The sequence below is a fragment of the Bradyrhizobium sp. 40 genome, from assembly GCF_023100925.1.
Taxonomy (GTDB): Bacteria; Pseudomonadota; Alphaproteobacteria; order Rhizobiales; family Xanthobacteraceae; genus Bradyrhizobium.
Window position 1 is genome coordinate 142,708 of record NZ_CP064688.1, and the last position, 22,033, is coordinate 164,740.

23 protein-coding genes are annotated in these 22,033 nt (G+C 65.3%); 7 read left to right on the forward strand and 16 right to left on the reverse strand.

Annotation, left to right across the window (positions count from 1 at the left end; all coding sequences use genetic code 11):
• Position 1 precedes the first annotated feature (1 nt).
• A complete protein-coding gene (locus IVB40_RS00720) occupies positions 2–571 on the forward strand; it encodes a hypothetical protein (RefSeq protein ID WP_247817846.1) in 570 nt (189 codons plus the stop codon).
• Between the two features lie 122 nt (positions 572–693).
• Here the strand turns inward: IVB40_RS00720 and IVB40_RS00725 are convergent, their stop codons facing one another.
• From IVB40_RS00725 to ffh, 7 genes are all read right to left on the reverse strand, one after another.
• A complete protein-coding gene (locus IVB40_RS00725) occupies positions 694–903 on the reverse strand; it encodes a hypothetical protein (protein WP_027566374.1) in 210 nt (69 codons plus the stop codon).
• Positions 904–998: 95 nt separating this feature from the next.
• Positions 999–2,405, reverse strand: coding sequence for a 3-isopropylmalate dehydratase large subunit (leuC, locus tag IVB40_RS00730; protein ID WP_027566375.1), 1,407 nt, complete (start codon positions 2,403–2,405; stop codon positions 999–1,001).
• Positions 2,406–2,729: 324 nt separating this feature from the next.
• Complete coding sequence (rplS, locus tag IVB40_RS00735) at positions 2,730–3,116, reverse strand: 50S ribosomal protein L19 (RefSeq protein ID WP_007598824.1); 387 nt, start codon at positions 3,114–3,116, stop codon at positions 2,730–2,732.
• Between the two features lie 110 nt (positions 3,117–3,226).
• A complete protein-coding gene (gene trmD / locus IVB40_RS00740) occupies positions 3,227–3,982 on the reverse strand; it encodes a tRNA (guanosine(37)-N1)-methyltransferase TrmD (RefSeq protein ID WP_247817847.1) in 756 nt (251 codons plus the stop codon).
• A gap of 117 nt (positions 3,983–4,099) precedes the next feature.
• Positions 4,100–4,657: a ribosome maturation factor RimM gene (rimM, locus tag IVB40_RS00745; protein WP_027566377.1), complete on the reverse strand. Its 558-nt coding sequence runs from the start codon at positions 4,655–4,657 to the stop codon at positions 4,100–4,102.
• A gap of 9 nt (positions 4,658–4,666) precedes the next feature.
• Entirely contained in the window at positions 4,667–4,999 is a 333-nt protein-coding gene (gene rpsP, locus IVB40_RS00750) for a 30S ribosomal protein S16 (protein WP_007598827.1), read from the reverse strand.
• 86 nt (positions 5,000–5,085) lie between these two features.
• Positions 5,086–6,633: a signal recognition particle protein gene (gene ffh / locus IVB40_RS00755; protein WP_027566378.1), complete on the reverse strand. Its 1,548-nt coding sequence runs from the start codon at positions 6,631–6,633 to the stop codon at positions 5,086–5,088.
• A gap of 332 nt (positions 6,634–6,965) precedes the next feature.
• Here ffh and IVB40_RS00760 point away from each other — a divergent pair, with 332 nt between their 5' ends.
• The gene (locus IVB40_RS00760) at positions 6,966–8,030 is read left to right on the forward strand and encodes an MBL fold metallo-hydrolase (protein WP_027566379.1); all 1,065 of its coding nucleotides are present in this window, start codon (positions 6,966–6,968) and stop codon (positions 8,028–8,030) included.
• 41 nt (positions 8,031–8,071) lie between these two features.
• Here IVB40_RS00760 and IVB40_RS00765 read toward each other — a convergent pair whose 3' ends face one another.
• Both IVB40_RS00765 and IVB40_RS00770 read right to left on the reverse strand, forming a co-directional pair.
• On the reverse strand, positions 8,072–8,791 hold the full coding sequence (locus tag IVB40_RS00765; protein WP_027566380.1) for an SIMPL domain-containing protein: 720 nt from the start codon (positions 8,789–8,791) through the stop codon (positions 8,072–8,074).
• Positions 8,792–8,796: 5 nt separating this feature from the next.
• A complete protein-coding gene (locus tag IVB40_RS00770; RefSeq protein WP_027566381.1) occupies positions 8,797–9,573 on the reverse strand; it encodes a GyrI-like domain-containing protein in 777 nt (258 codons plus the stop codon).
• Between the two features lie 219 nt (positions 9,574–9,792).
• On the opposite strand from IVB40_RS00770, the gene dapF reads away from it, so the two are divergent.
• Positions 9,793–10,668 carry a diaminopimelate epimerase gene (gene dapF / locus IVB40_RS00775; RefSeq protein ID WP_247358183.1) on the forward strand — a complete coding sequence of 292 codons (876 nt, stop codon included), beginning with the start codon at positions 9,793–9,795 and terminating at the stop codon, positions 10,666–10,668.
• Positions 10,668–11,921 (forward strand): tRNA (N(6)-L-threonylcarbamoyladenosine(37)-C(2))-methylthiotransferase MtaB, encoded by a 1,254-nt coding sequence (mtaB, locus tag IVB40_RS00780; RefSeq protein WP_247817848.1) that lies wholly within the window; start codon positions 10,668–10,670, stop codon positions 11,919–11,921. Before dapF ends, mtaB begins: the two co-directional genes overlap by 1 nt.
• 211 nt (positions 11,922–12,132) lie before the next feature.
• On the opposite strand, the gene IVB40_RS00785 is transcribed toward mtaB, so the two are convergent.
• Positions 12,133–13,242: a DUF2336 domain-containing protein gene (locus IVB40_RS00785; RefSeq protein WP_247817849.1), complete on the reverse strand. Its 1,110-nt coding sequence runs from the start codon at positions 13,240–13,242 to the stop codon at positions 12,133–12,135.
• 136 nt (positions 13,243–13,378) lie between these two features.
• Positions 13,379–14,080 (reverse strand): RNA pseudouridine synthase, encoded by a 702-nt coding sequence (locus IVB40_RS00790; protein ID WP_247400617.1) that lies wholly within the window; start codon positions 14,078–14,080, stop codon positions 13,379–13,381.
• Positions 14,081–14,140: 60 nt separating this feature from the next.
• On the opposite strand from IVB40_RS00790, the gene ftsY reads away from it, so the two are divergent.
• The gene (gene ftsY / locus IVB40_RS00795; protein WP_027566386.1) at positions 14,141–15,088 is read left to right on the forward strand and encodes a signal recognition particle-docking protein FtsY; all 948 of its coding nucleotides are present in this window, start codon (positions 14,141–14,143) and stop codon (positions 15,086–15,088) included.
• A gap of 3 nt (positions 15,089–15,091) precedes the next feature.
• Positions 15,092–15,694 (forward strand): septation protein A, encoded by a 603-nt coding sequence (locus IVB40_RS00800; RefSeq protein WP_007598838.1) that lies wholly within the window; start codon positions 15,092–15,094, stop codon positions 15,692–15,694.
• 192 nt (positions 15,695–15,886) lie between these two features.
• Here the strand turns inward: IVB40_RS00800 and IVB40_RS00805 are convergent, their stop codons facing one another.
• The 5 genes from IVB40_RS00805 to ccmA all read right to left on the reverse strand — a co-directional run bounded on the left by IVB40_RS00805 (position 15,887) and on the right by ccmA (position 19,059).
• Complete coding sequence (locus IVB40_RS00805; protein WP_247817850.1) at positions 15,887–16,483, reverse strand: DsbE family thiol:disulfide interchange protein; 597 nt, start codon at positions 16,481–16,483, stop codon at positions 15,887–15,889.
• Positions 16,484–16,493: 10 nt separating this feature from the next.
• Positions 16,494–16,679 carry a heme exporter protein CcmD gene (gene ccmD / locus IVB40_RS00810; RefSeq protein WP_247817851.1) on the reverse strand — a complete coding sequence of 62 codons (186 nt, stop codon included), beginning with the start codon at positions 16,677–16,679 and terminating at the stop codon, positions 16,494–16,496.
• Entirely contained in the window at positions 16,676–17,464 is a 789-nt protein-coding gene (locus IVB40_RS00815) for a heme ABC transporter permease (RefSeq protein ID WP_247817852.1), read from the reverse strand. The genes ccmD and IVB40_RS00815 overlap by 4 nt, the downstream gene beginning before the upstream one ends.
• A 91-nt stretch (positions 17,465–17,555) precedes the next feature.
• Positions 17,556–18,224, reverse strand: a complete 669-nt coding sequence (gene ccmB, locus IVB40_RS00820) for a heme exporter protein CcmB (protein WP_007598845.1) — start codon at positions 18,222–18,224, stop codon at positions 17,556–17,558.
• 232 nt (positions 18,225–18,456) lie between these two features.
• A complete protein-coding gene (gene ccmA, locus IVB40_RS00825; RefSeq protein ID WP_247817853.1) occupies positions 18,457–19,059 on the reverse strand; it encodes a heme ABC exporter ATP-binding protein CcmA in 603 nt (200 codons plus the stop codon).
• 242 nt (positions 19,060–19,301) lie between these two features.
• On the opposite strand from ccmA, the gene acnA reads away from it, so the two are divergent.
• Positions 19,302–22,022, forward strand: coding sequence for an aconitate hydratase AcnA (gene acnA, locus IVB40_RS00830; RefSeq protein ID WP_247817854.1), 2,721 nt, complete (start codon positions 19,302–19,304; stop codon positions 22,020–22,022).
• Positions 22,023–22,033 lie beyond the last annotated feature (11 nt).

Sequence of the window (22,033 nt, forward strand, 5' to 3'; positions counted from 1 at the left end):
GATGCTGAGAATATTGGGTCTCAGGGCAAGCCCGATGCGCTTGCTCGGGATTGCGGCTGCTGCGACGCTGATGCTGTCGGCCGGGACCACGCGTCCTGCCGAGGCGATGACCCCGATCAATCCGACGGCGTTGCCTGCGGCGAAGGCCGCAAGTGGCGATGTGATCCCGGTTCGCCACGGCGGCGGCGGCGGTGGACATGGTGGTGGCGGTCATGGCGGCGGCTTCCACGGCGGCGGCTTCCACGGTGGAGGCGGCTTCCACGGTGGCGGAGGGCATATCGGTGGCTTCCGCGGCGGTGGTTTCCACGCGGGTGGCTTCCGCGCCGCGCCCGCCTTTCATGGCGGCGGCTATCGCTACGGCGGAGTTCGCCACTATGGCGGAGGCGGATTCCATCGCTACGGCATCTATCGCCCCGCCTATTACGGCCATCGCCATTTCCACCGGCGCTACTATGGCGGCTACTATCCCTATTACAGCCATCCGCGCCGCTGCCGGGTCATCTGGACCTATTACGGCCCGCGCCGCGTCTGCCGCTGGCATCGCTGGCACCATCCGTACCGCTATTGGTGATGTGAGTTGCTGCTAGCTCCGCACGCGTCATGGCCGGGCTTGTCCCGGCCATCCACGTTATTGGGCTTGTGCAGAAAGTTCGTGGATGCCCGGGACAAGCACGGGCATGACGGAGGATGTGCCTAAATCCAATCCTTCAGTTTCCAGGTCGCCGACGTCCAGCGCGTGAGGTTCTCCAGCTTCCATTGCTTGAACATCGCCGGCGGCCAGCGGCTGAGCTTTGAGGTCTCCTCGACCTCGGGCTTGGCGACCATGCGCAGCGGTGCCGCGCGCCGCCGGTGCTGGGGCGTCGCCGCGCTGATCAGATCGACATATTCAGGCTTGCCGGCCATGAGCTCCTGTCCTCGCAAAACCCTCGCGAGGACGCAGTGTCGGCGCTGCCGATTAACGGCGGTTTGCCGCGATCGCTCAAATTGCAGGGAGCGGCTTACCGCCACTCCCTGATGTCGACGAAGTGACCGGCGATCGCCGCGGCTGCGGCCATCGCCGGCGACACCAGATGGGTCCGGCCCTTGAAGCCCTGGCGGCCCTCGAAGTTGCGGTTCGAGGTCGAGGCGCAGCGCTCTTCGGGAGCCAGCTTGTCGGGGTTCATCGCGAGGCACATCGAGCAACCGGGCTCGCGCCATTCGAAGCCGGCCTTGATGAAGATCTTGTCCAGACCTTCAGCCTCGGCCTGCTCCTTCACGAGGCCGGAGCCCGGCACGACCATGGCGTTGACGCCGCCTGCGACCTGCTTGCCTTCCGCGATCTTGGCGGCGGCGCGCAGATCCTCGATCCGGCCGTTGGTGCAGGAGCCGATGAAGATGCGGTCGAGCTTGATGTCGGTGATCTTCGTCCCCGCGGTCAGGCCCATGTATTTCAGCGCGCGGTGCTTCGACAGGCGCTTGGCCTCGTCCGCGATCTTGTCGGGATCCGGCACGCTGCCGGTGACCGAGATCACGTCTTCAGGGCTCGTGCCCCAGGTCACGATCGGCGGCAGCTTCGCCGCATCGAGCCGCAGCTCGTGATCGAAATGCGCGCCCTCGTCCGAGCGCAACTTCTCCCAGTAACGCATCGCGGCGTCCCAATCCGCGCCCTTCGGTGCCTTCGGGCGGCCGCGCAAGAAGTCGAACGCCTTCTGGTCCGGCGCGACCAGGCCGGCGCGCGCACCGCCTTCGATCGACATGTTGCAGACCGTCATGCGGCCTTCCATGCTGAGCGCACGGATCGCGTCGCCGGCGTATTCGAGCACGTAGCCGGTGCCGCCCGCGGTGCCGATCTCGCCGATGATCGCGAGGATGATGTCCTTGCCCGTCACGCCGTCAGGCAATTTGCCATCGACGGTGACGCGCATGTTCTTCGCCTTCTTCTGGATCAGCGTCTGCGTCGCCAGCACATGCTCGACTTCCGACGTGCCGATGCCGTGCGCGAGCGCGCCGAACGCACCATGCGTCGAGGTGTGGCTGTCACCGCAGACGATGGTGGTGCCGGGCAGCGTGAAGCCCTGCTCGGGACCGATGACGTGGACGACGCCCTGACGCTTGTCGAACTCGTCGTAATATTCGATGCCGAATTCCTTGGCGTTGTCGGCCAGTGCCTTGATCTGCTCGATGCTTTCAGGGTCGGGGTTCGGCTTGGTGCGGTCGGTGGTCGGCACGTTGTGATCGACGACGGCCAGCGTCTTCTCGGGCGCGTGGACCTTGCGGCCGGTGGCGCGCAGGCCTTCGAACGCCTGCGGTGAAGTGACCTCGTGCACCAGATGGCGATCGATATAGAGCAGGCAGGTGCCGTCCTCGGCTTCGTGCACCAGATGGTCGTTCCAGATCTTGTCGTACAATGTGGTCGGCTTGGACATGAGCGTCAGCTCCAGGAATGTTGTGTAGAGCGGGTTGCGCGGCTGGCGCGCGGGCAACGAAATCGTCAGCGCAGCTTTTAGGCTGCGCGCGTAAGCTCTGACGTTGCCGAGGTCGCGAAGCGTCCGAAGAACCGGCCGGGCAGCCGCGAGCGATCGTCGATGACGACGCGCTTGACGGGCGAGAGGCTGGTCAAATCTGGAAACATTCCAAGAATATATAGCAGGCCGAACTGAAATCGCGAGGGCTTTGACGCGCACGGCTGACGCAACAAAAAAGCGCGGGGTTTGGCCCCGCGCTCTCGGTAACTCGCCTGTAAGCGGAGCTTACTCGTTGACGGCAGCAGCCGGGCGGTCCTGCTTCTTCTCGACGATGCGGGCCGACTTGCCGCGAAGGTTGCGGAGGTAATAGAGCTTGGCGCGACGCACCTTGCCGCGGCGCACCACCTTGATCGAGTCGATCATCGGCGACATCACCGGGAACACGCGCTCCACGCCTTCGCCGTACGAAATCTTGCGCACCGTGAAGCTCTCGTTGAGGCCGCCGCCGGAACGGCCGATGCAAACGCCTTCATAGGCCTGCACGCGGGTGCGGTCGCCTTCGACGACCTTCACGTTGACGATCACGGTATCGCCGGGACCGAATTCCGGAATCTCCTTGTTGGCGGAGAGCTTGTCGAATTGCTCTTTTTCGAGCTGTTGGATCAGGTTCATGGGTAAATCTCCATCGGCGCGCCCAGCCTTGGAAAACGGGGGCTGCGCGAAATTCGTTTATCCAGCCATTGCGGATGTGGCCGCTGCTATAAGGCAAGCCGGAGCGTTTGTCACCCGTCTGTCTTGTTTTTTGGCGTTTTTTGGCGTCCGGCCCGATTCGGGACTTTGCTCGGGATCTGGGCCCACAAATCCGGTCGGCGGGCCGCCGTCAGGGCTTCGGATTCCGCCCGCCGCCAGCTGGCGACTTTGGCATGGTCGCCGGAGGTCAGGATCTCCGGGATCGGGATTCCCTCGAACAGCTGCGGCCGGGTGTACTGGGGGTATTCGAGGAGACCGTCCGAAAAGCTTTCCTCGGTTCCCGAGGCTTCCTTGCCCATCACGCCCGGCAGCAGCCGAACACAGGCGTCGATCAGGGCCAGGGCTGCGATTTCACCACCCGAGAGCACGTAATCGCCGATCGAGACCTCCTCCAGACCCCGCCCGTTGATCACCCGCTGGTCCACTCCCTCGAACCGCCCGCAGACGATCAGGGGACCCGGACCCTTGGCGAGCTCCAGGACGCGGGCCTGGGTCAATGGCCGACCCCTCGGGCTCATCAGCAGTTTCGGCCGGCCCGGGCCAATCCCGGCGGCATCGATGGCCGCCGCCAGAACATCGGCCCGAAGCACCATGCCCGGCCCGCCGCCGGCCGGGGTGTCATCGACGCTGCGGTGGCGGTCGGTGGCCGAGGCCCGGATGTCCCGCGCCTCCAGCTCCCAGAGCCCGCCAGCCAGCGCCCGGCCGGCCAGGCTCACGCCCAGTGGCCCGGGAAACATCTCCGGAAACAGCGTCAGCACCGTCGCGCGCCAGGGTGAGGAGGTGGTCATTGGATCTCAATTATTGTCGTCCCGGACAAGCAGAGCGCAGATCCGGGACCCATAACCACCGCACTTCGTTTTGCGACGGCTGGAGCGATCAGCTTAGCCAAAAATTCTGGCCTGTGGTTATGGGTCCCGGCCTTCGCCCGGACGACTCGGGGAGGAATCCTCCTCCGTGTCCTCTGCCTCGATTTCCTGCGGCAGCGCGATCACGACGCGGCCGCCTGCGATGTCGACCTCCGGCACCACCGCGTCCGTGAACGGCAGCAGCAGCGTGGTGCCTGTGGGCGGCGCGATCTCGATGATGTCGCCGGCGCCGAAATTGTGGATCGCGAGCACGCGGCCGAGCGCATCGCCGGCCGTGGTGACGGCGGCGAGCCCGATCAGATCGGTGTGGTAATATTCGCCCTCGTCCGTCGCGGGAAGTTTTTCGCGCGCGACGTAGAGCTCGATGCCGTTGAGGCGCTCGGCCTCATCGCGGGTCGTGACGCCCTTGAACGTCGCAACCAGATGATCCTTGGCCGCGCGCGCCGTTGCAACCTCGAACTGGCGCTTGCCGTCCTTGGACGAGAGCAGACCGTAGCTCCGCACGGCAAAGGGATCTTCGGTGAAGGTCCACAGTTTGACCGCGCCGCGCACGCCATGCGCGGCGCCGATCCGCGCGACGCAGACCAGCGCCGGCATGATCTCGCCTTAACCCTTCGCGGCGGCTTCGGCCTGCGCCTTGCGCTCCTTGCGCGGCACGGCCTTCTCCGGATTGTTGCGCACTTCGCGCTTCTTGACGCCGGCGGCGTCGAGGAAGCGCGACACACGGTCCGACGGCTGCGCGCCCTTGGCGAGCCAGGCCTTCACCTTGTCCATGTCGAGTTTCAGCCGGGTCTCGTTGTCCTTCGGCAGCAGCGGGTTGAAATAGCCGAGACGCTCGATGAAGCGGCCATCGCGGGGAAAGCGCGAATCGGCGACGACGACGTGATAGACCGGGCGCTTCTTGGTGCCTGCACGGGCGAGACGGATAACGACGGACATCTAAGTTCTCCTTCAAGGTACGTTTTGTTCGGTTGATTGGTATTCCGCGTTGCGCGAGACCGTTGCGATCTCCCGCGACGAATTCCTCATTTCTTCTTGCCGGGGAAACCGCCGAGACCCGGCAGCATCGGCTTGCCGCTCAGCCCGGTCAGGCCTGGAACGTTCGGCAGACCCTGGCGCAGCCCGGCAGGTAAATCCTTCGGCAGGCTGGGCAGACCTTGTCCGCCGCCACCCTGCATCTTTTCCTGCAGCGCCTTCATCTCTTCCGGCGAAGGCGGCTTCATACCGCCGCCAAAGCCCATCGCCTGCGCGATGCCGGCGAGCGGACCGCGTTTGCCGGAGCCCATGGCCTTCATCATGTCGGCCATGTTCCGGTGCATCTTGAGCAGCTTGTTGACCTGCTCGACACTCTGGCCGGAACCTGCGGCGATGCGCTTCTTGCGGCTGGCCTTGAGCAAATCGGGATGACGTCGCTCGTCGCGTGTCATGGAATCGATCACCGCGACCTGGCGCTTCAAGATCTTGTCGTCGATGCCGGCGGCCGCGATCTGGTTTTTCATCTTGGCGATGCCGGGCATCATGCCCATCAGCCCGCTGATGCCGCCCATATTGGCCATCTGCGACAGCTGCTCGCGCATGTCGTTGAGGTCGAACTGACCCTTGCGCATCCGCTCGGCGGTGCGCGCAGCCTTTTCGGCATCGATGTTGGCGGCAGCGCGTTCGACCAGCGACACCACGTCGCCCATGCCGAGGATGCGGCCGGCGATACGGTCGGGATGGAAATCCTCCAGCGCGTCGGTCTTTTCACCGGTGCCGAGCAGCTTGATCGGCTTGCCGGTCACGGCGCGCATCGACAACGCGGCGCCGCCCCGGCCGTCGCCGTCGACTCGTGTCAGCACGATGCCGGTGAGGCCGACGCGCTCGTCGAAGGCGCGCGCGAGGTTGACGGCGTCCTGGCCGGTGAGGCTGTCCGCCACCAGCAGCACTTCATGCGGATTTGCGGCGGCTTTGATCGCGGCTGCTTCCGCCATCATCTCTTCGTCGAGCGTGGTGCGGCCGGCGGTGTCGAGCAGCACGACGTCGTAGCCGCCGAGCTTGCCGGCCTCGAGCGCGCGCTTCGCGATCTGCGCCGGCTGCTGGCCGGCGACGATCGGCAGCGTCGGAATGTCGAGGTCGCGGCCCAGGACGGCCAGCTGCTCCATCGCCGCGGGACGGTAGATGTCGAGCGATGCCATCAGCACCTTGCGCTTGTCGCGCTGGACCATGCGACGGGCGAGCTTTGCGGTGGTGGTGGTCTTGCCGGAGCCTTGCAGGCCGACCATCATGATCGGCACCGGCGGCACGGAATTGATGTCGATGGTCTGGCTTTCGGCGCCGAGCGTGTTGATCAGCTCGTCGTGGACGATCTTGACCACCATCTGGCCTGGGGTCACCGACTTGACGACGGTGGCGCCGATCGCCTGCTCGCGGACCCGCTCGGTGAAGCTGCGCACCACTTCGAGAGCCACGTCGGCTTCCAGCAGCGCGCGGCGCACCTCGCGCATGGCCGCGTCGACGTCCTTTTCGGTCAGCGCACCGCGCCCCGTCAGACGATCGAGAATGCCGCCAAGCCGTTCCGACAGATTGTCGAACAATGCCGTTGTCCTTTTTCACCTCTGCCCGCATGCGCGGAGGAGGGAGCAGAAAATCCAAACACCTTTACGCCCGAGGGCGCACAGCGCTGTCGGGCGTTGGCCTCTGGCCTCTGGGGCCAGTGGGCGGGTCGAAAAGAAAGCCTTTCCGAGAAAGTGGCCGGGTTAAACGCCGCTGCCGCCCGAAAGTCAAGGAAAGTTAGGGTGGCCGGGGCCGCTTTGGAAGGCAAGGCCTTGAAAAGATGAACTTTCCGGCGGCGGGTTCCTTTTCATCGGAGGCAGCCCATATGAAAGCTTGATGCCCTCCCCCTCAGACCATCCCTGAAGCCAGATCCGTGCCGATCACCCGCCGCCGCCTTTTCGGACTGCTCGCCGGTGCCGGCGCATTGGTCGGCGTGCCCTCCCTTTGGATGTCCCGCATGAAAACCTATGACGGCCCGGTCTCCGACCATTTCGACGGTCTGAACTTCTTCGATCCGGACGGCGTGCCGCCGAAATCGCTTCGAGAGGTCCTGCGCTGGCAATTCGGCGGCAAGCGGCAGCGCGCGAGCTGGCCGGATTGGGCGCCGAGCCCCCATGCCGACACCCCGCCGGACCGCGTCGACGGCGACAAGGTGCGGCTCTCTTTCGTCGGCCACGCCAGCTGGCTGATCCAGACCGGCGGCCTCAATATTCTCGTCGATCCCGTCTGGTCGTCGCGGGTCTCGCCCGTCAGCTTCGCCGGGCCCAAGCGGCACAACGATCCCGGCATTGCGTTCGACAAGCTGCCGAAGATCGATGTCGTGCTGGTCTCGCACGGCCATTACGATCATCTCGACATGGCGACGCTGTCGCGGCTCGCCAAGAATTTTGCCCCGCGTGTGGTGACCCCGCTCGGCAATGACGTCACGATGCGCAGCACCGATGCGACGATCAAGGTGGAAGCGTTCGACTGGCACGATCGCGTCGAGCTCGGCGGCGGCATCGCCGTGACGCTGGTGCCGACCCGGCACTGGTCGGCGCGCGGCATGTTCGATCGCAACAAGGCGCTATGGGCGAGTTTCGTGCTGGAGACGCCGGCGGGGAAAATCTACGTCGTCTGCGATTCCGGCTATGGCGATGGCGGGCATTTCCGCCGAGTCGCCGAGAAGCACGGCCCGCTACGCCTGGCGATCCTCCCGATCGGCGCCTACGAGCCGCGCTGGTTCATGCGCGACCAGCACATGAACCCGGAAGATGCGGTGAAGGCGCTCGCGGATTGCGGCGCGCAAGCCGCACTCGGGCATCATCACGGCACGTTTCAGCTGACCGATGAAGCCATCGATGCGCCGGCGAAGGCCTTGGTCGAGGCGCTCGACGCCGCAAAGGTGCCGCAGGAGCGGTTTGTCGCGATGAAGCCGGGGCAGGTGGTGGAGATTTAGCTTCGCCGGGACGACAATGAGGTCTGTCGCGGCAGCTGCGCCTACTGCTCTTTCGCCTTGATCGCCCAACTCACATTCACCGTCACCGCCAGCGTTTCCTCGCCGGGCGCAACGGCCGCGCCGCCTGCGGCCATCGGCGCTGCGGCCATGCGTCCCTTGAACAGCGGCATCGGGGCGCCGCCTTCGGACACGCTGAGCGGCGCGCCGAGCGTGACGCCGGTGGCCTTGGCGTAGATCTCCGCTTTGCGGCGGGCGTCTGCGACGGCCTTCTCGCGGGCATCGTCGAGTAGTTTCGAGGCCTGCGTCACCTCGAAGGAGATGTTGCCGATATCGTTGGCGCCGGCGCCGACCAACGTGTCGATGATGGCGGCGACCTTGGTCACGTCGCGGATCTTCACGGTGACGCGGTTTGACGCGCGGAAGCCGACCACGGGCGAGGCGCCGGTGGATTTGTTCTGGCCGTATTGCGGCTGCAGCGACAGCCGCGAGGTCTGGTAATCCTTCTCGTCAATGCCTGCGCCCTTCAGCGCCAGCAGCACCTTGCCCATCGCGGCGTTGTTGGCGTCGGACGCTTCCTTCGCAGACTTGGCGTCGTTGGCGACGCCAGCGTCGATCTGCGCCAGATCAGGCGCGCCGGAGATCGTGGCTTCGCCGCTCACCGAAATCGCGGACGGAAAATCGTCGGCAAGCGCAGGCGTTGCCAGCAGCGCGGCGGCAAAGGACGTGACAAGGGAGGTCAAAAGGATGGCAGGCTTTTTCATCGGTCTCACTTCAGCGGCACGAATACATTGATCACGAGCTTGTCCTCGGCCGTCTTCAGGGGATCGGTGAGGTATTCCTCGATGAAGGTGTCCTTGGCTTCCAGCTTCTTGTCGTCGAGGTGATTGGTGATCGCCTCGTAGGTGTTGTCCATGTTGTCGTAGGAGCCGCGATGGACGAATTTCAGCGCCTTGCCCTCCGGCGATTTGCCGACGCTCATGTCCTTGGGCAGGTTCTTCGGGTCCTGCTCGACCGGGATCTCGGCCAGGAAGGTGAAGCCGGTATCGTCGGTCGAGGTGTAGACGATCATCGAATTGCCGGCGTGCTTGATGCCCTGCTTGTCCAGCAGCGTGTTCAGCGCCTTGAAGGCGTCGATCAGCGTGTCGAAGGCCGAGTCCCAATTGGCAGTGCCCTTGACCATCACGACCTTCTTAGGCTCGAGCGTGGTCTCCTGTCCGAACGGATCGGCCGTCTGCACGGGAGCCGGCGTCGCGGCTGCAGCGGGCGGCGGGGCGGGGCTCGGTGAGGCACTGGCTGCGGGCGAGGTTGCAGGGGACGCTGCAGGCGACGTTGAAGGGCTTGGCGAGGCGCTGGCCGCCGGCGAGGGCGTGGCCACGGGTGCAGCGCTCGCGGCCGGGGAGGGCGAAGCTGACGGGACCGGCGAGGGGCTCGCCGATGCGGCCGGCGCCGGGCTCGGCGTTTGGGCCAGCGTGGCCGACAGACCAAACGACAAGGCCGCTGCCGGAATCAGCGCGGCCAAAGCGAGACGACGAAACCTGAACATTTTTATTCTCCCCAATAGCTTATCCGCCATGGCCTTACGTCCCCGAGGCCTTAACCCGGCCGCATGTCCCGGTTGCGCGAATTTCGCCGTTCTAACACGCGAGCGCCGAATTCGTCCCATGACAGATGCGTCATGGCAGCCTCCTGGCTCTTGTCGGCAAATCACTGGCCAAGAGGGCCAAGGATCGCCATATAAGGCAGGCGAAATTCGGGAATTTTCATGAGCGCGCTGGCCAACCACGCATTTGCCAAGATGAACGGCATCGGCAACGAGATCGTCGTTGTCGACATGCGCGATTCCGCCACGACGGTCACCCCGGACGACGCCCGTGCGGTGGCATCGGCGCGAGGCGGTGTGCCCTACGACCAGCTCATGGTGCTGCAGAAGCCGCGCTTCGACGGCACCGAAGCTTTCATCAGCATCTACAACTGTGACGGCTCCGAGGCCGGCGCCTGCGGCAACGGCATGCGCTGCGTGGTGCGGCGCGTCTTCGAGAAGACCGGCCAGACCAATGCGACGTTCGAGACGGCCGCGGGCCTGCTCAATGCCTGGCAGGGTCCGGCGCCGGATCTTTATACGGTGGACATGGGCGCGCCGAAATTCGGCTGGCAGGACATTCCGCTCGACCAGGAATTCCGCGACACCCGCTACATCGAATTGCAGATCGGCCCGATCGACAATCCGATCCTGCATTCGCCCTCAGTCGTCAGCATGGGCAATCCGCATGCGATCTTCTGGGTCGATGACGTCAACGCCTACGATCTCGAGCGTTTCGGTCCGCTGCTGGAGAACCATCCGATCTTTCCGGAGCGCGCCAACATCACGCTCGCCCATATCGTCGATCCCCAGCACATCACGATCCGCACCTGGGAGCGCGGCGCCGGCCTGACCAGGGCCTGCGGCTCGGCCGCATGTGCCACGGCGGTTGCGGCGGCGCGGCTGAAGCGCGCCGAGCGCAATGTCGAGATCGCGCTGCCCGGCGGCAAGCTCGGGATCGAATGGCGCGAGCGCGACGATCACGTGCTGATGACGGGCACGGCGACTTTCGAATATGAAGGCCGTTTCGATCCGGCGCTGTTCGCGCCGGTCGGGTGATGAGCGTCGACATCGTCACCTTCGGCTGCCGCCTCAACGCCTTTGAAGCCGAGGTGATCCGCCGCGAGGCCGAGGGCGCAGGCCTTTCAGATACCATCGTCATCAACAGCTGCGCCGTCACCAACGAAGCGGTGGCGCAGGCGCGCCAGTCGATCCGCAAGCTGAAACGCGAGCGGCCGGCAGCGCGCATCGTCGTCACCGGTTGCGCGGCGCAGACGCAAAGCGGCATGTTCGCCGAGATGGCCGAGGTCGATCGCGTCGTCGGCAATGACGACAAGATGCGGTCGTCCGCATGGCGCGAGGCGCGTGCGGCGTTCGATCTCGGTGCGAGCGAAAAAATCGCCGTCAGCGACATCATGGCGGTGAAGGAGATGGCGCCGCATCTCATCGACGGCTTTGCGAGCGGCCTGCCGCGCGTGTTCGTGCAGGTGCAGAACGGCTGCGACCATCGCTGCACCTTCTGTATCATTCCGTTCGGGCGCGGCAATTCGCGCTCGGTGCCGATGGGCGCGGTGGTCGATCAGGTCCGGGCATTGGCCGAGCGCGGCCATGCCGAGATCGTGCTGACCGGCGTCGATCTCACCAGCTACGGCGCCGACCTGCCGGGTACGCCGAAACTCGGCCTGCTGACGAAGCAGATTTTGCGGCACGTGCCGGAGCTGAGGCGCCTGCGCATCTCCTCGATCGATTCGATCGAGGCGGACAGCGATCTGTTGGATGCCATCGCTGAGGATTCGCGGCTGATGCCGCATCTGCACCTGTCGCTGCAGTCCGGCGACGACATGATCTTGAAGCGCATGAAGCGGCGGCATACGCGCGGCGACGCCATCGCGTTCTGCGATCAGGTCCGTCGCCTGCGCCCGGACATCGCGCTGGGCGCCGACATCATTGCGGGCTTTCCGACCGAGACCGAGGAGATGTTCTCGCGCTCGCTCGACCTGGTCGAGGAATGCGGCCTGACGTTCCTCCACGTCTTCCCCTATTCGCCGCGTCCCGGCACGCCGGCCGCGCGGATGCCGCAGGTGGCGGGCGGGGCAATCAAGCAGCGGGCGAAACGGCTACGTGCGACCGGTGAGGCCGCGCTTCTGCAGCGGCTGCAAGCCGAGATCGGCGCCACGCGCGAGGTGCTGATCGAGAGCGACGGTCAGGGACGGACGGAGCATTATCTGCCGGTGGCGATCGCGGGCGAGCGTGTGGGCCGCATCGTGCCGCTGCGGATCGCCGGTCGTGATGGCGCGCGGCTGACTGCTTAGCCTCGTTGCGGCGAGTGACGACGCGCTGTACCTCCAGCGTCGTCCCGGCGAAGGCCGGGACCCATACCGCGTGATCTATCGGTGATCCGCGGTGCTTGTCCCAACCAAGCAGAGTAACGGACCGTCGTCGCCAAACTTCTCCCTGTGGTTATGGGTCCCGGCCTTCGCCGGGACGACACCGAGGGTGGAGAAGCAGCGCGACCCAAACAGCCTACAACGCCCGCACCTGCCAGAACCGCAGCGTCCGCCGCGCATTCTCCGGGGTCATGCGCGCGTAATGGCTTTGAGCCCTTGCGATATCGGCCGGCTTCATCGCGCCGGTCGCAAAGCGGCTTTGGAGCACGGCGGCGGTGGTTTCCCAGGTGAGCTGCGCCGCCTTGCACGGCACCAGCAGGCCGTCCTCGCGCAGGCTTTGCATCAGCGGGCGAATCACTTCGACGGTCGATCCCGACAATGCGGCCAATGCGGCCACCGCTTCTTCATAACGCCGCTGCGTTGCGAAGCCGAGCAGCGTCGCTTCGCTGAGCTGGCCGGTCGCCTTCAGGCCTGCGACGGCGCGCTTGGCACCTTCGAAATCGCGGACCCCCGACATCTCGCGCTCGACACCGACGGTGACGGCTGCGATCGCGGTCTGGATCTCCTCGAACAGATGCGGCGGAGCGCGCGACAACAGCCGGGTCCGCACGGCATCCGTTGCCGAGCGCAGCAATTGACGACGCAGGTCTGAGGGCAGATCGACGCGGACGCCAACGCTGACCGCGAGCTCGGGGTCGGCCTCGGCCTGTCCGACGATGACGGCAAATCCGTTGCCGGACACGCGCGCGCCGGGATTGGCGGCGAGCCGCCGGCTGACGCTGGGATAGCGCCGCGCCAGCAATGCATCGGTGACGATCTCCTTCAGCCACCAGCGTCCGGCGACCGCGAGCAGATGCGGCTCGCCCTTGCTCGAGGCGATCTGCACCAGCGCGCCGTCGTCGAGGCGCGCGGATTCCTGCAGCACGGGACCGGCGATGCGGATTTCGTCATTGTTGGCGAGCCGGCGAATGACCGATGGCGGCGCCTGCGCGATCGGCGCGAGCTGCGCGCTGATCTCGGCGAGCGCTACGCGCGCGCCCATGTCGGCGATGGCGCGGAGCTCGATGGTGCCGATCAGCCGATCGAGCACGTCGTCGAACAGTGCGATCTGCTCGTCGTCGAAACTGCCAGCGGATGACAGGAACAGGTCGGTGACGCGGCGGGCTGTTGCCAGGCCCTTTTCCGCCGAGCCAGTCCGAAGCGCGGACTCGACCTCGTCGATGATCGATAACTCGGCCGTGGACATGACGCGCAGCTCGTCCTGAGCAGATTGACGGAAGCTTGTTCTAAGCAACCGCTATCATTAGCGACGAGCACTGAACGTTTCGTAAACTATAGGCAGCGCTGCGCGGCCTCCTCACCATGAGGGGCGAGCAGTTGGGCTACTCCCCGTTCCACCCGCAGGCGCGGAGCCGCTCGTGCATGTGGGGCGGGGCCGGCGCCACCACGCGGACCGGCTCCTTGTTGCGGGAGATCGGCACCACGATCTCGCGGGAATGCAGGTGCAGCTTCGGCTCGCCGAAGCGCGGGCCGTTGCCGTAAATGTTATCGCCGAAGATCGGCCAGCCGGTCGCGGACGCATGCACCCGCAATTGATGGGTCCGTCCGGTGACCGGTTCCATGGCGAGCCAGGTCAGGCCGTCGCCCCGGCCCATCACCTTCCAGTTGGTGATGGCCTTCTGGCCCTCGGGATCGGGCTTCTGCCACCAGCCGCGTTCGGCGTTCAGCCGGCCGAGCGGCATATCGATGGTGCCTTCGTCTTCGGTGGGGCCGCCCTCGACGATGGTCCAGTAGGTCTTGCCGATCTTCCCATGCTTGAACAGCAGACCGAGCGAGGCCGTCGCCTTGCGATGGCGGCCGAGCACGAGGCAACCCGAGGTGTCCTTGTCCAGCCGGTGGGCCAGCACCGGCGGCCGCGGCAGGCCGAAACGAAGCGCGTCGAAGGACGTTTCCAGATTGGCACCGCCCTTGGGTCCGCGATGCACCGGCAGGCCGGCCGGCTTGTCGATGACCAGCATCAATCCGTCGCGATGGAGCACGCGCGCCAGGATTTCTTCGGCGGTCAATTCGGGAACATCGAGCAATTGCAGGACTTTCGGTCAAGACTTTCGTTTGCGAGCCGGAACGGCTAACACACCGCCATCATGAACGATACCACCCCCGAGACCCCCAAGCTGAGCTGGTGGCGCCGCCTGTCCGACGGGCTGAAGCGCACCTCGTCCTCGCTCGGGACCGCGGTCGCCGATCTCGTCACCAAGCGCAAGCTCGACCGCGCCATGCTCGACGACATCGAGGACGTGCTGCTGCGCGCCGACCTCGGCACCTCGGTCGCGGTGCGGATCGCGGATGCGGTTGGCACGGGACGCTACGACAAGGCGATCTCGGCGGACGAGGTCAAGGACGTCGTCGCGACCGAGGTCGAGAAGGTGCTGGCGGCGGTGGCGAAGCCGCTCGAGATCGACGCCGGCAGGAAGCCGTTCGTCATCCTCGTGGTCGGCGTCAACGGCTCCGGCAAGACCACCACCATCGGAAAACTCTCGCAAAAATTCGCGTCCGAAGGCCGCAAGGTGATGCTGGCCGCCGGCGACACGTTTCGCGCAGCAGCGATCGAGCAGCTCAAGGTCTGGGGCGAACGCACGAAGACGCCCGTCATATCAGGTGCGCAGGGCTCGGATTCGGCGAGCCTCGCCTTCAATGCGCTGACGGCGGCGAAGGAGCAGGCCATCGACGTGCTCCTGATCGACACGGCCGGGCGGCTTCAGAACAAGGCCGAGCTGATGAACGAGCTCGAAAAGGTCGTGCGCGTCATCCGCAAGGTGGACGCGACTGCGCCGCATGCGGTGCTGCTCGTGCTGGACGCCACCGTCGGCCAGAACGCGCTATCGCAGGTCGAGGCCTTCCATCGCACCGCCGGGGTCACCGGCCTCGTGATGACCAAGCTCGACGGCACCGCCCGCGGCGGCATTCTGGTGGCGCTCGCGGAGAAATTCAAACTGCCGGTGCATTTCATCGGCGTCGGCGAAGGCGTCGACGATCTCGCGCCGTTCACCGCGCGTGATTTCGCCCGCGCGATAGCCGGAATCGAAAGCTGAAGAATGGACAAGACCCAGCCGCATCCGTTGTTCAAGCTTGCCACCGAGCTTGGCCCGCTGCTCGTGTTCTTCTTCGTGAATGCGAAGTTCAATCTGTTCGCCGCGACCGGCGCCTTCATGGTCGCGATCGTCGCGGCGATGATCGCCTCCTATGTGGTGACGCGGCACATCCCGATCATGGCGATCGTGACAGGCGTCATCGTGCTGGTGTTCGGCACGCTGACCCTGGTGCTGCACGACGAGACCTTCATCAAGCTCAAGCCGACCATCATCTACGCTTTGTTCGCCGCGATCCTCGGCGGCGGCCTGTTGTTCGGCCGCTCCTTCATCGCCGTCATGTTCGACCAGATGTTCAATTTGACGCCGCAGGGCTGGCGCATCCTCACGCTACGCTGGGCGCTGTTCTTCGCCGGCATGGCCGTGTTGAACGAGATCGTCTGGCGCACCCAGAGCACCGACTTCTGGGTGAACTTCAAGGTGTTCGGCGTCACGCCGATCACCATGATCTTCGCCATCGCTCAGATGCCGCTAACCAAGCGTTATCACCTCGAGCCGGCGTCGCTGGAGGCCAGCGAGGCCGAGGCGGGCGATGTGAGGAAGGGGTAAGGTCTCTCAAATCGTCATTGCGAGCCCAGCGCAGCTACATACTCGACTGTCATCGCCCGGCTTGACCGGGCGATCCAGTATTCCAGAGACAGTCGTGAGGTACGGAGGAGCTGCGGCGTACTGGATGCCCCGGTCAAGCCGGGGCATGACAGCGGTGTTTGGGGTTGGGTCCTTCTCACACTGACAACGGAGCTAGCTCCCGGCCGCCTTCAACGCCTTCTCCATCTGCGGCAACAGCACCGTCCGCAAATTCTCCGGCGTGATCGGCCCGACCAGCTTGTAGACGATGGTGCCTTCGCGACCAACGACGAAAGTCTCGGGCACGCCATAGACGCCCCATTCGATCGAGGCGCGGCCATTGGCATCGACGCCGACGTGGCCGAACGGGTTGCCGTAGCGCCCCAGGAAGCGCCGCGCATTGTCGGCGGCATCCTTGTAGTTGATGCCGACAAGCTGGAAGCGCTTGTCTTTTGCCAACTCGGTCAGCAGCGGCGCCTCGTCGTGGCACGGCACGCACCAGGACGCCCAGACATTGACGAGACTGACCTTGCCCTTGAACGCGGCGGGATCGAGGCCGGGGATCTGCGTGTTGTCAGCCCGCAATCCCTCGAGCGGCGGCAGCGTGGTTTGCGGCACCGGCCGTCCGATCAGGGCGGAAGGGATCCGCGAGGGATCGCCGCTGCCGAGCCGGAACCAGAACAGCAGCGCCAGGCCGATGAACGCAATCAGCGGCAGCACCATCAGGAAGGTGCGGCGCTGCGGCGGAGCGGACGTCGATTGCTCGCTCATGCTTGATCTCTCATGCCCGATCCGTCGCGCTACGGCCGGAGCGACGGGTCACGCCGCTGCGCTCGAGCTCGCGCAGGCGCTGTGTCTGGCTACGATAATCGAGCACGATCCAGCCGATCAGGATCACGACCACGAGGCCGGCCGCGGCATAGGACGTCACGATGAAAGACGCGTAGGGACCGAGCGACATGATCATGCAGCCCCAGCTTCTTTTGACGTGCTGCCTTCACGCGAGCCGGTGCCGACTTCTGAAAACGCCACACGGCCCGCTTGCATCATCTGCAGGGACCGTACGCGCCGACGCAAGATCTCGTTGCGCATCGCCGCCAGATGCAGCGTGACGAACAGCAGGGTGAACGCGACCGCCATCACCAGCAGCGGAATCAAAAAGGATTTGTCGAGCGACGAGCCGCCCATCCGCATCACCGAGGCCGGCTGGTGCAGCGTGTTCCACCAATCGACCGAGAACTTGATGATCGGCAGGTTGAGCGCGCCGACCAGCGTCAGCACGGCGGCGGCGCGCGCCGCACGGGAAGGATCGTCGACCGCGCGCCACAGCGCCATCAGGCCGAGATACATCAGGAACAGGATCAGCACCGAGGTCAGCCGCGCGTCCCATTCCCAATAGGTGCCCCACATCGGCCGGCCCCACAGCGAGCCCGTCAACAGCGCAAGGAAGGTGAAGCTGGCACCGATCGGAGCAGCCGCTTTGGCGGCGACGTCGGCGAGCGGATGCCGCCACACCAGCGTGCCCAGCGAGGCGATGCTCATCACGCCCCACACGAACATCGACAGCCAGGCATTGGGCACGTGGATGAACATGATCTTCACGGTCGCGCCCTGCTGATAGTCGTCGGGCGCGGTGGCGGACTGATAGAGCCCGATCGCGAGCAGGATGATTGTCGCAGCCGCAAGCCACGGCAGCAGCCGCGCCGTCAGCGTGAGGAACCGTGTGGGGTTGGCGAGGTCGATCAGTGTCATGGTATCCTGATAATCACAGGTAAGCGCTCACGCAATCAGCACGAAAGTCCGCAGCGAAAGTTGATCGGGGTCAAGGTCAGTCCAGTCCATCTCAATCCAGCCCATGCTTCAGGCTCGCCGCAGCTGCGAAGGGGCCGATCACGAGGCTGACCAGCGACAGCGCGCACAGGATCGAGAACGGCGCGCCGAATGTCATGGGGCCGACGATCACCGCCTGCGAGGCCGCGACGCCGAAGATCAGCACCGGGATCGACAGCGGCAGCACCAGGACCGCCATCAGCAAGCCGCCACGATGCAGCGTCACCGCCAGCGCCGCCCCGATCATTCCGGTAAACGTCAGCGCCGGGGTGCCGGCGAGCAGCGTCAGCGCCACCGCGCCGGTCGCGACCATGTCGAGGTTGAGCAGCAGGCCGAGCACGGGGGTTGCGACGATCAGCGGCAGGCCGGCGGCCAGCCAATGCGCCAGCGCCTTCGCCGCGCAGGCGAGTTCCAGCGGGGTCCGGCTCATCGTGATCAGGTCGAGCGAGCCGTCCTCGTGGTCGGCCATGAACAGCCGGTCCAGGGTCAGCAGGCTCGCCAGCAGTGCCCCCAGCCACAGGATCGCCGGCCCGAGCCGCGACAGCAGTGCCAGATCCGGCCCCACCGCAAACGGCATCAGCACCACCACGGTCAGGAAGAACAGCACGCCAATCAACGCCCCGCCGCCGACGCGGAGCGCGATCCGGATGTCCCGGCGAATGAGGGCAGACAGGGCGGTCATGGGGGGCTCCCATCGTGCCTGAGGCACGGTGCGATCCCTCCCCCGCTTGCGGGGGAGGGTTGGGGAGAGGGTGTCTCGACAACGAAGATTCCCCCAGCGGAGAGAACCCTCACCCGGCGCTGCGCGCCGACCTCTCCCGCAAGCGGGAGAGGCGAGGGAGCCCGCGGCGACGACTGCGTCCCGGGTGCGAGAGCGGCGACCGGCCGCTCGAAAAGCTGAGGGTCCACGGGAATCATGCCGTCCCCCCGATCCGCAGCTCCCGCGAATCGATCCCGAGCGGGGTGTGGGTGGCGGCGATGATCAGGCCGCCGCGGCCGAGGTGCTCGCGCATCAATCCGGAAAACATGTCCTGGCCGGCGACGTCCAGCGCCGTGGTCGGCTCGTCCAATAGCCAGACCGGTCGGCGGACGGTCAGCAGGCGGGCCAGCGAGAGCCGGCGGCGCTGGCCGGCTGACAGGAAGGCGGCGGGCAGATCGGCGGCATGGTCGAGCCCGACCGTGGCGAGGCTCTCGTCGGCATCGAAACGCTCCCCGCCGAGAAAATCGGCCCAGAATGTCAGATTCTCCGCCACGCTCAGCGCCGGCTTCAGGGCGTCGCGATGGCCGAGATAGTGGCATTGCTCCGGCAATGTCAGTTCGGAATCGCCTCCGTCCAGCGCGATCGTGCCGCCCGCCGGAATGAGCAGGCCCGCGATCAGCCGCAGCAGCGAGGTCTTGCCCGATCCGTTGCGGCCGACGACCGCCACGGCTTCGCCGGAGACGGCCCCGAAGTCGAGCCTGGCAAACACCTCGCGGCCGCCGCGCACGCATGTGACCCCGCGTCCGGAAAGCTGCATCTCGCCTCGTATCGATCCGCTCAAAGCCAGGCCTCAGGAAAACTTGGGGTAGCGTATGGGAATTTTTGGCTCGCGGATTGCCGCGGCACGTTTGTGGCTGTGGCGGCGCGGTTAGAAAGCTTCTATAAGCCCGGAACTACTTGATGCAGCAACTCAACCTGCCCCTGCAAGCGACTCAGCCTGCCTACGCTGGCGGTGTTAAAATACCCTGCCGGGTATAACTAACAATTGGGATTTCCTACATGACCTCGCTCGACAGCTTCAAATGCAAAAAGACCCTCAAGGTCGGCGCCAAGACCTATGTCTATTACAGCCTGCCCACGGCCGAGAAGAATGGTCTGAAGGGAATTTCGAAACTCCCCTATTCGATGAAGGTCCTGCTCGAGAACCTGCTCCGCAACGAGGACGGCCGCTCGGTCAAGAGGGAAGACATCGTCGCGGTGTCGAAGTGGCTGCGCAAGAAGTCGCTGGAGCATGAGATCGCCTTCCGCCCGGCGCGCGTGCTGATGCAGGACTTCACCGGCGTCCCCGCCGTGGTCGATCTCGCCGCGATGCGCAATGCGATGCAGAAGCTCGGCGGCGATGCCGAGAAGATCAATCCGCTGGTGCCGGTCGATCTCGTCATCGACCACTCCGTGATCGTGAACTTCTTCGGTGACAACAAGGCCTTCGGCAAGAACGTCACCGAGGAATACAAGCAGAACCAGGAGCGCTACGAGTTCCTGAAATGGGGCCAGAAGGCGTTCTCGAACTTCTCCGTCGTGCCGCCCGGCACCGGCATCTGCCACCAGGTCAATCTCGAATATCTCTCCCAGACGGTCTGGACCAAGAAGGAGAAGATGACGGTCGGCAAGAAGACCGGCACCTTCGAGGTCGCCTATCCCGACTCGCTGGTCGGCACCGATTCCCACACCACCATGGTCAACGGTCTCGCCGTGCTCGGCTGGGGCGTCGGCGGCATCGAGGCCGAAGCCTGCATGCTCGGCCAGCCGCTGTCGATGCTGTTGCCCAACGTCGTCGGCTTCAAGCTGAAGGGCGCGATGAAGGAAGGCGTCACCGCGACCGATCTCGTGCTGACCGTGACGCAGATGCTGCGCAAACTTGGCGTCGTCGGCAAGTTCGTCGAGTTCTTCGGCCCCGGCCTCGACCATCTCTCGGTCGCCGACAAGGCGACGATCGCCAACATGGCGCCCGAATATGGCGCGACCTGCGGCTTCTTCCCGGTCGACGCCGCCGCGCTCGATTATCTCAAGACCTCCGGCCGCGCCTCGGCGCGCGTCGCGCTGGTGCAGGCCTATGCGAAGGCGCAAGGACTGTTCCGCACCGCCAAGTCGCCCGATCCGGTGTTCACGGAGACGCTGACGCTCGACCTCGGTGACGTCGTGCCATCGATGGCCGGCCCGAAGCGCCCCGAAGGCCGCATTGCGCTGCCGTCCGTGGCCGAGGGCTTCTCGCTCGCCCTCGCCAGCGAATACAAGAAGGCCGAGGAGCCGGGGAAGCGCTTCGCCGTTGACGGCAAGAAGTTCGACATCGGCCATGGCGACGTCGTGATCGCCGCAATCACCTCCTGCACCAACACCTCGAACCCGAGCGTGCTGATCGGCGCCGGTCTGCTGGCGCGCAACGCCGCCGCGAAGGGCCTCAAGGCAAAGCCGTGGGTGAAGACCTCGCTGGCACCCGGCAGCCAGGTGGTGGCGGCCTATCTCGCCGATTCCGGTCTCCAGGCCGATCTCGACAAGGTCGGCTTCAACCTGGTCGGCTTCGGCTGCACCACCTGCATCGGCAATTCCGGTCCGCTGCCCGAGGAGATCTCGAAGTCGATCAACGACAACGGCATCGTCGCGGCTGCGGTGCTCTCCGGCAATCGCAACTTCGAAGGCCGTGTCTCGCCGGACGTGCAGGCGAACTACCTCGCCTCGCCGCCGCTCGTGGTCGCTCATGCGCTCGCGGGTACCGTCACCAAGAACCTCGCTGTCGAGCCGCTCGGTGAAGGCAAGGACGGCAAGCCGGTGTACCTCAAGGACATCTGGCCGACGACGAAGGAGATCAACGCCTTCATGAAGAAGTTCGTGACCGCGTCGATCTTCAAGAAGAAGTATGCCGACGTGTTCAAGGGCGACACCAACTGGCGCAAGATCAAGACGGTCGAGAGCGAGACCTATCGCTGGAACATGAGCTCGACCTATGTGCAGAACCCGCCCTATTTCGAAGGCATGAAGAAGGAGCCGGAGCCGGTCACCGACATCGTCGAGGCCCGCATCCTTGCCATGTTCGGCGACAAGATCACCACCGACCACATCTCGCCGGCCGGTTCGATCAAGCTCACCTCGCCCGCCGGCAAATATCTCAGCGAGCACCAGGTGCGTCCGGCCGACTTCAACCAGTACGGCACGCGCCGCGGCAACCACGAAGTCATGATGCGCGGCACCTTCGCCAATATCCGCATCAAGAACTTCATGCTCAAGGGCGCGGATGGAAATATCCCGGAGGGCGGTCTGACAAAACACTGGCCCGACGGCGAGCAGATGTCGATCTACGACGCCGCGATGAAGTACCAGCAGGAGCAGGTGCCGCTGGTGGTGTTCGCCGGCGCCGAATACGGCAACGGCTCCTCGCGCGACTGGGCCGCGAAGGGCACCCGTCTGCTCGGCGTGCGTGCCGTGATCTGCCAGAGCTTCGAGCGCATCCACCGCTCCAACCTGGTCGGCATGGGCGTGCTGCCGCTGACCTTCGAGGACGGCACCTCCTGGTCGTCGCTCGGTCTGAAGGGCGACGAGAAGGTCACGCTGCGCGGCCTCATCGGCGACCTCAAGCCACGCCAGAAGTTGACCGCGGAGATCGTCTCCGGCGACGGTTCGCTGCAGCGCGTTTCGCTGCTCTGCCGCATCGATACGCTGGACGAGCTCGAATACTACCGCAACGGCGGCATCCTGCACTACGTGCTGCGCAAGCTCGCGGCGTAAGCGCGGATTTG

Bases quoted from the DNA above. Each gene is read 5' to 3' on its own strand.
- IVB40_RS00725 (WP_027566374.1), bottom strand. From the start codon at position 903: ATGGCCGGCAAGCCTGAATATGTCGATCTGATCAGCGCGGCGACGCCC.
- IVB40_RS00800 (WP_007598838.1), top strand. From the start codon at position 15,092: ATGGACAAGACCCAGCCGCATCCGTTGTTCAAGCTTGCCACCGAGCTT.
- IVB40_RS00770 (WP_027566381.1), bottom strand. From the start codon at position 9,573: ATGTTCAGGTTTCGTCGTCTCGCTTTGGCCGCGCTGATTCCGGCAGCG.
- ccmD (WP_247817851.1), bottom strand. From the start codon at position 16,679: ATGATCATGTCGCTCGGTCCCTACGCGTCTTTCATCGTGACGTCCTAT.
- IVB40_RS00765 (WP_027566380.1), bottom strand. From the start codon at position 8,791: ATGAAAAAGCCTGCCATCCTTTTGACCTCCCTTGTCACGTCCTTTGCC.
- trmD (WP_247817847.1), bottom strand. From the start codon at position 3,982: ATGACCACCTCCTCACCCTGGCGCGCGACGGTGCTGACGCTGTTTCCG.
- IVB40_RS00815 (WP_247817852.1), bottom strand. From the start codon at position 17,464: ATGACACTGATCGACCTCGCCAACCCCACACGGTTCCTCACGCTGACG.
- rplS (WP_007598824.1), bottom strand. From the start codon at position 3,116: ATGAACCTGATCCAACAGCTCGAAAAAGAGCAATTCGACAAGCTCTCC.
- ccmA (WP_247817853.1), bottom strand. From the start codon at position 19,059: ATGCAGCTTTCCGGACGCGGGGTCACATGCGTGCGCGGCGGCCGCGAG.
- IVB40_RS00805 (WP_247817850.1), bottom strand. From the start codon at position 16,483: ATGAGCGAGCAATCGACGTCCGCTCCGCCGCAGCGCCGCACCTTCCTG.
- ftsY (WP_027566386.1), top strand. From the start codon at position 14,141: ATGAACGATACCACCCCCGAGACCCCCAAGCTGAGCTGGTGGCGCCGC.
- acnA (WP_247817854.1), top strand. From the start codon at position 19,302: ATGACCTCGCTCGACAGCTTCAAATGCAAAAAGACCCTCAAGGTCGGC.
- IVB40_RS00785 (WP_247817849.1), bottom strand. From the start codon at position 13,242: ATGTCCACGGCCGAGTTATCGATCATCGACGAGGTCGAGTCCGCGCTT.
- mtaB (WP_247817848.1), top strand. From the start codon at position 10,668: ATGAGCGTCGACATCGTCACCTTCGGCTGCCGCCTCAACGCCTTTGAA.
- leuC (WP_027566375.1), bottom strand. From the start codon at position 2,405: ATGTCCAAGCCGACCACATTGTACGACAAGATCTGGAACGACCATCTG.
- rimM (WP_027566377.1), bottom strand. From the start codon at position 4,657: ATGCCGGCGCTGGTCTGCGTCGCGCGGATCGGCGCCGCGCATGGCGTG.
- ccmB (WP_007598845.1), bottom strand. From the start codon at position 18,224: ATGACCGCCCTGTCTGCCCTCATTCGCCGGGACATCCGGATCGCGCTC.
- IVB40_RS00720 (WP_247817846.1), top strand. From the start codon at position 2: ATGCTGAGAATATTGGGTCTCAGGGCAAGCCCGATGCGCTTGCTCGGG.
- dapF (WP_247358183.1), top strand. From the start codon at position 9,793: ATGAGCGCGCTGGCCAACCACGCATTTGCCAAGATGAACGGCATCGGC.
- rpsP (WP_007598827.1), bottom strand. From the start codon at position 4,999: ATGTCCGTCGTTATCCGTCTCGCCCGTGCAGGCACCAAGAAGCGCCCG.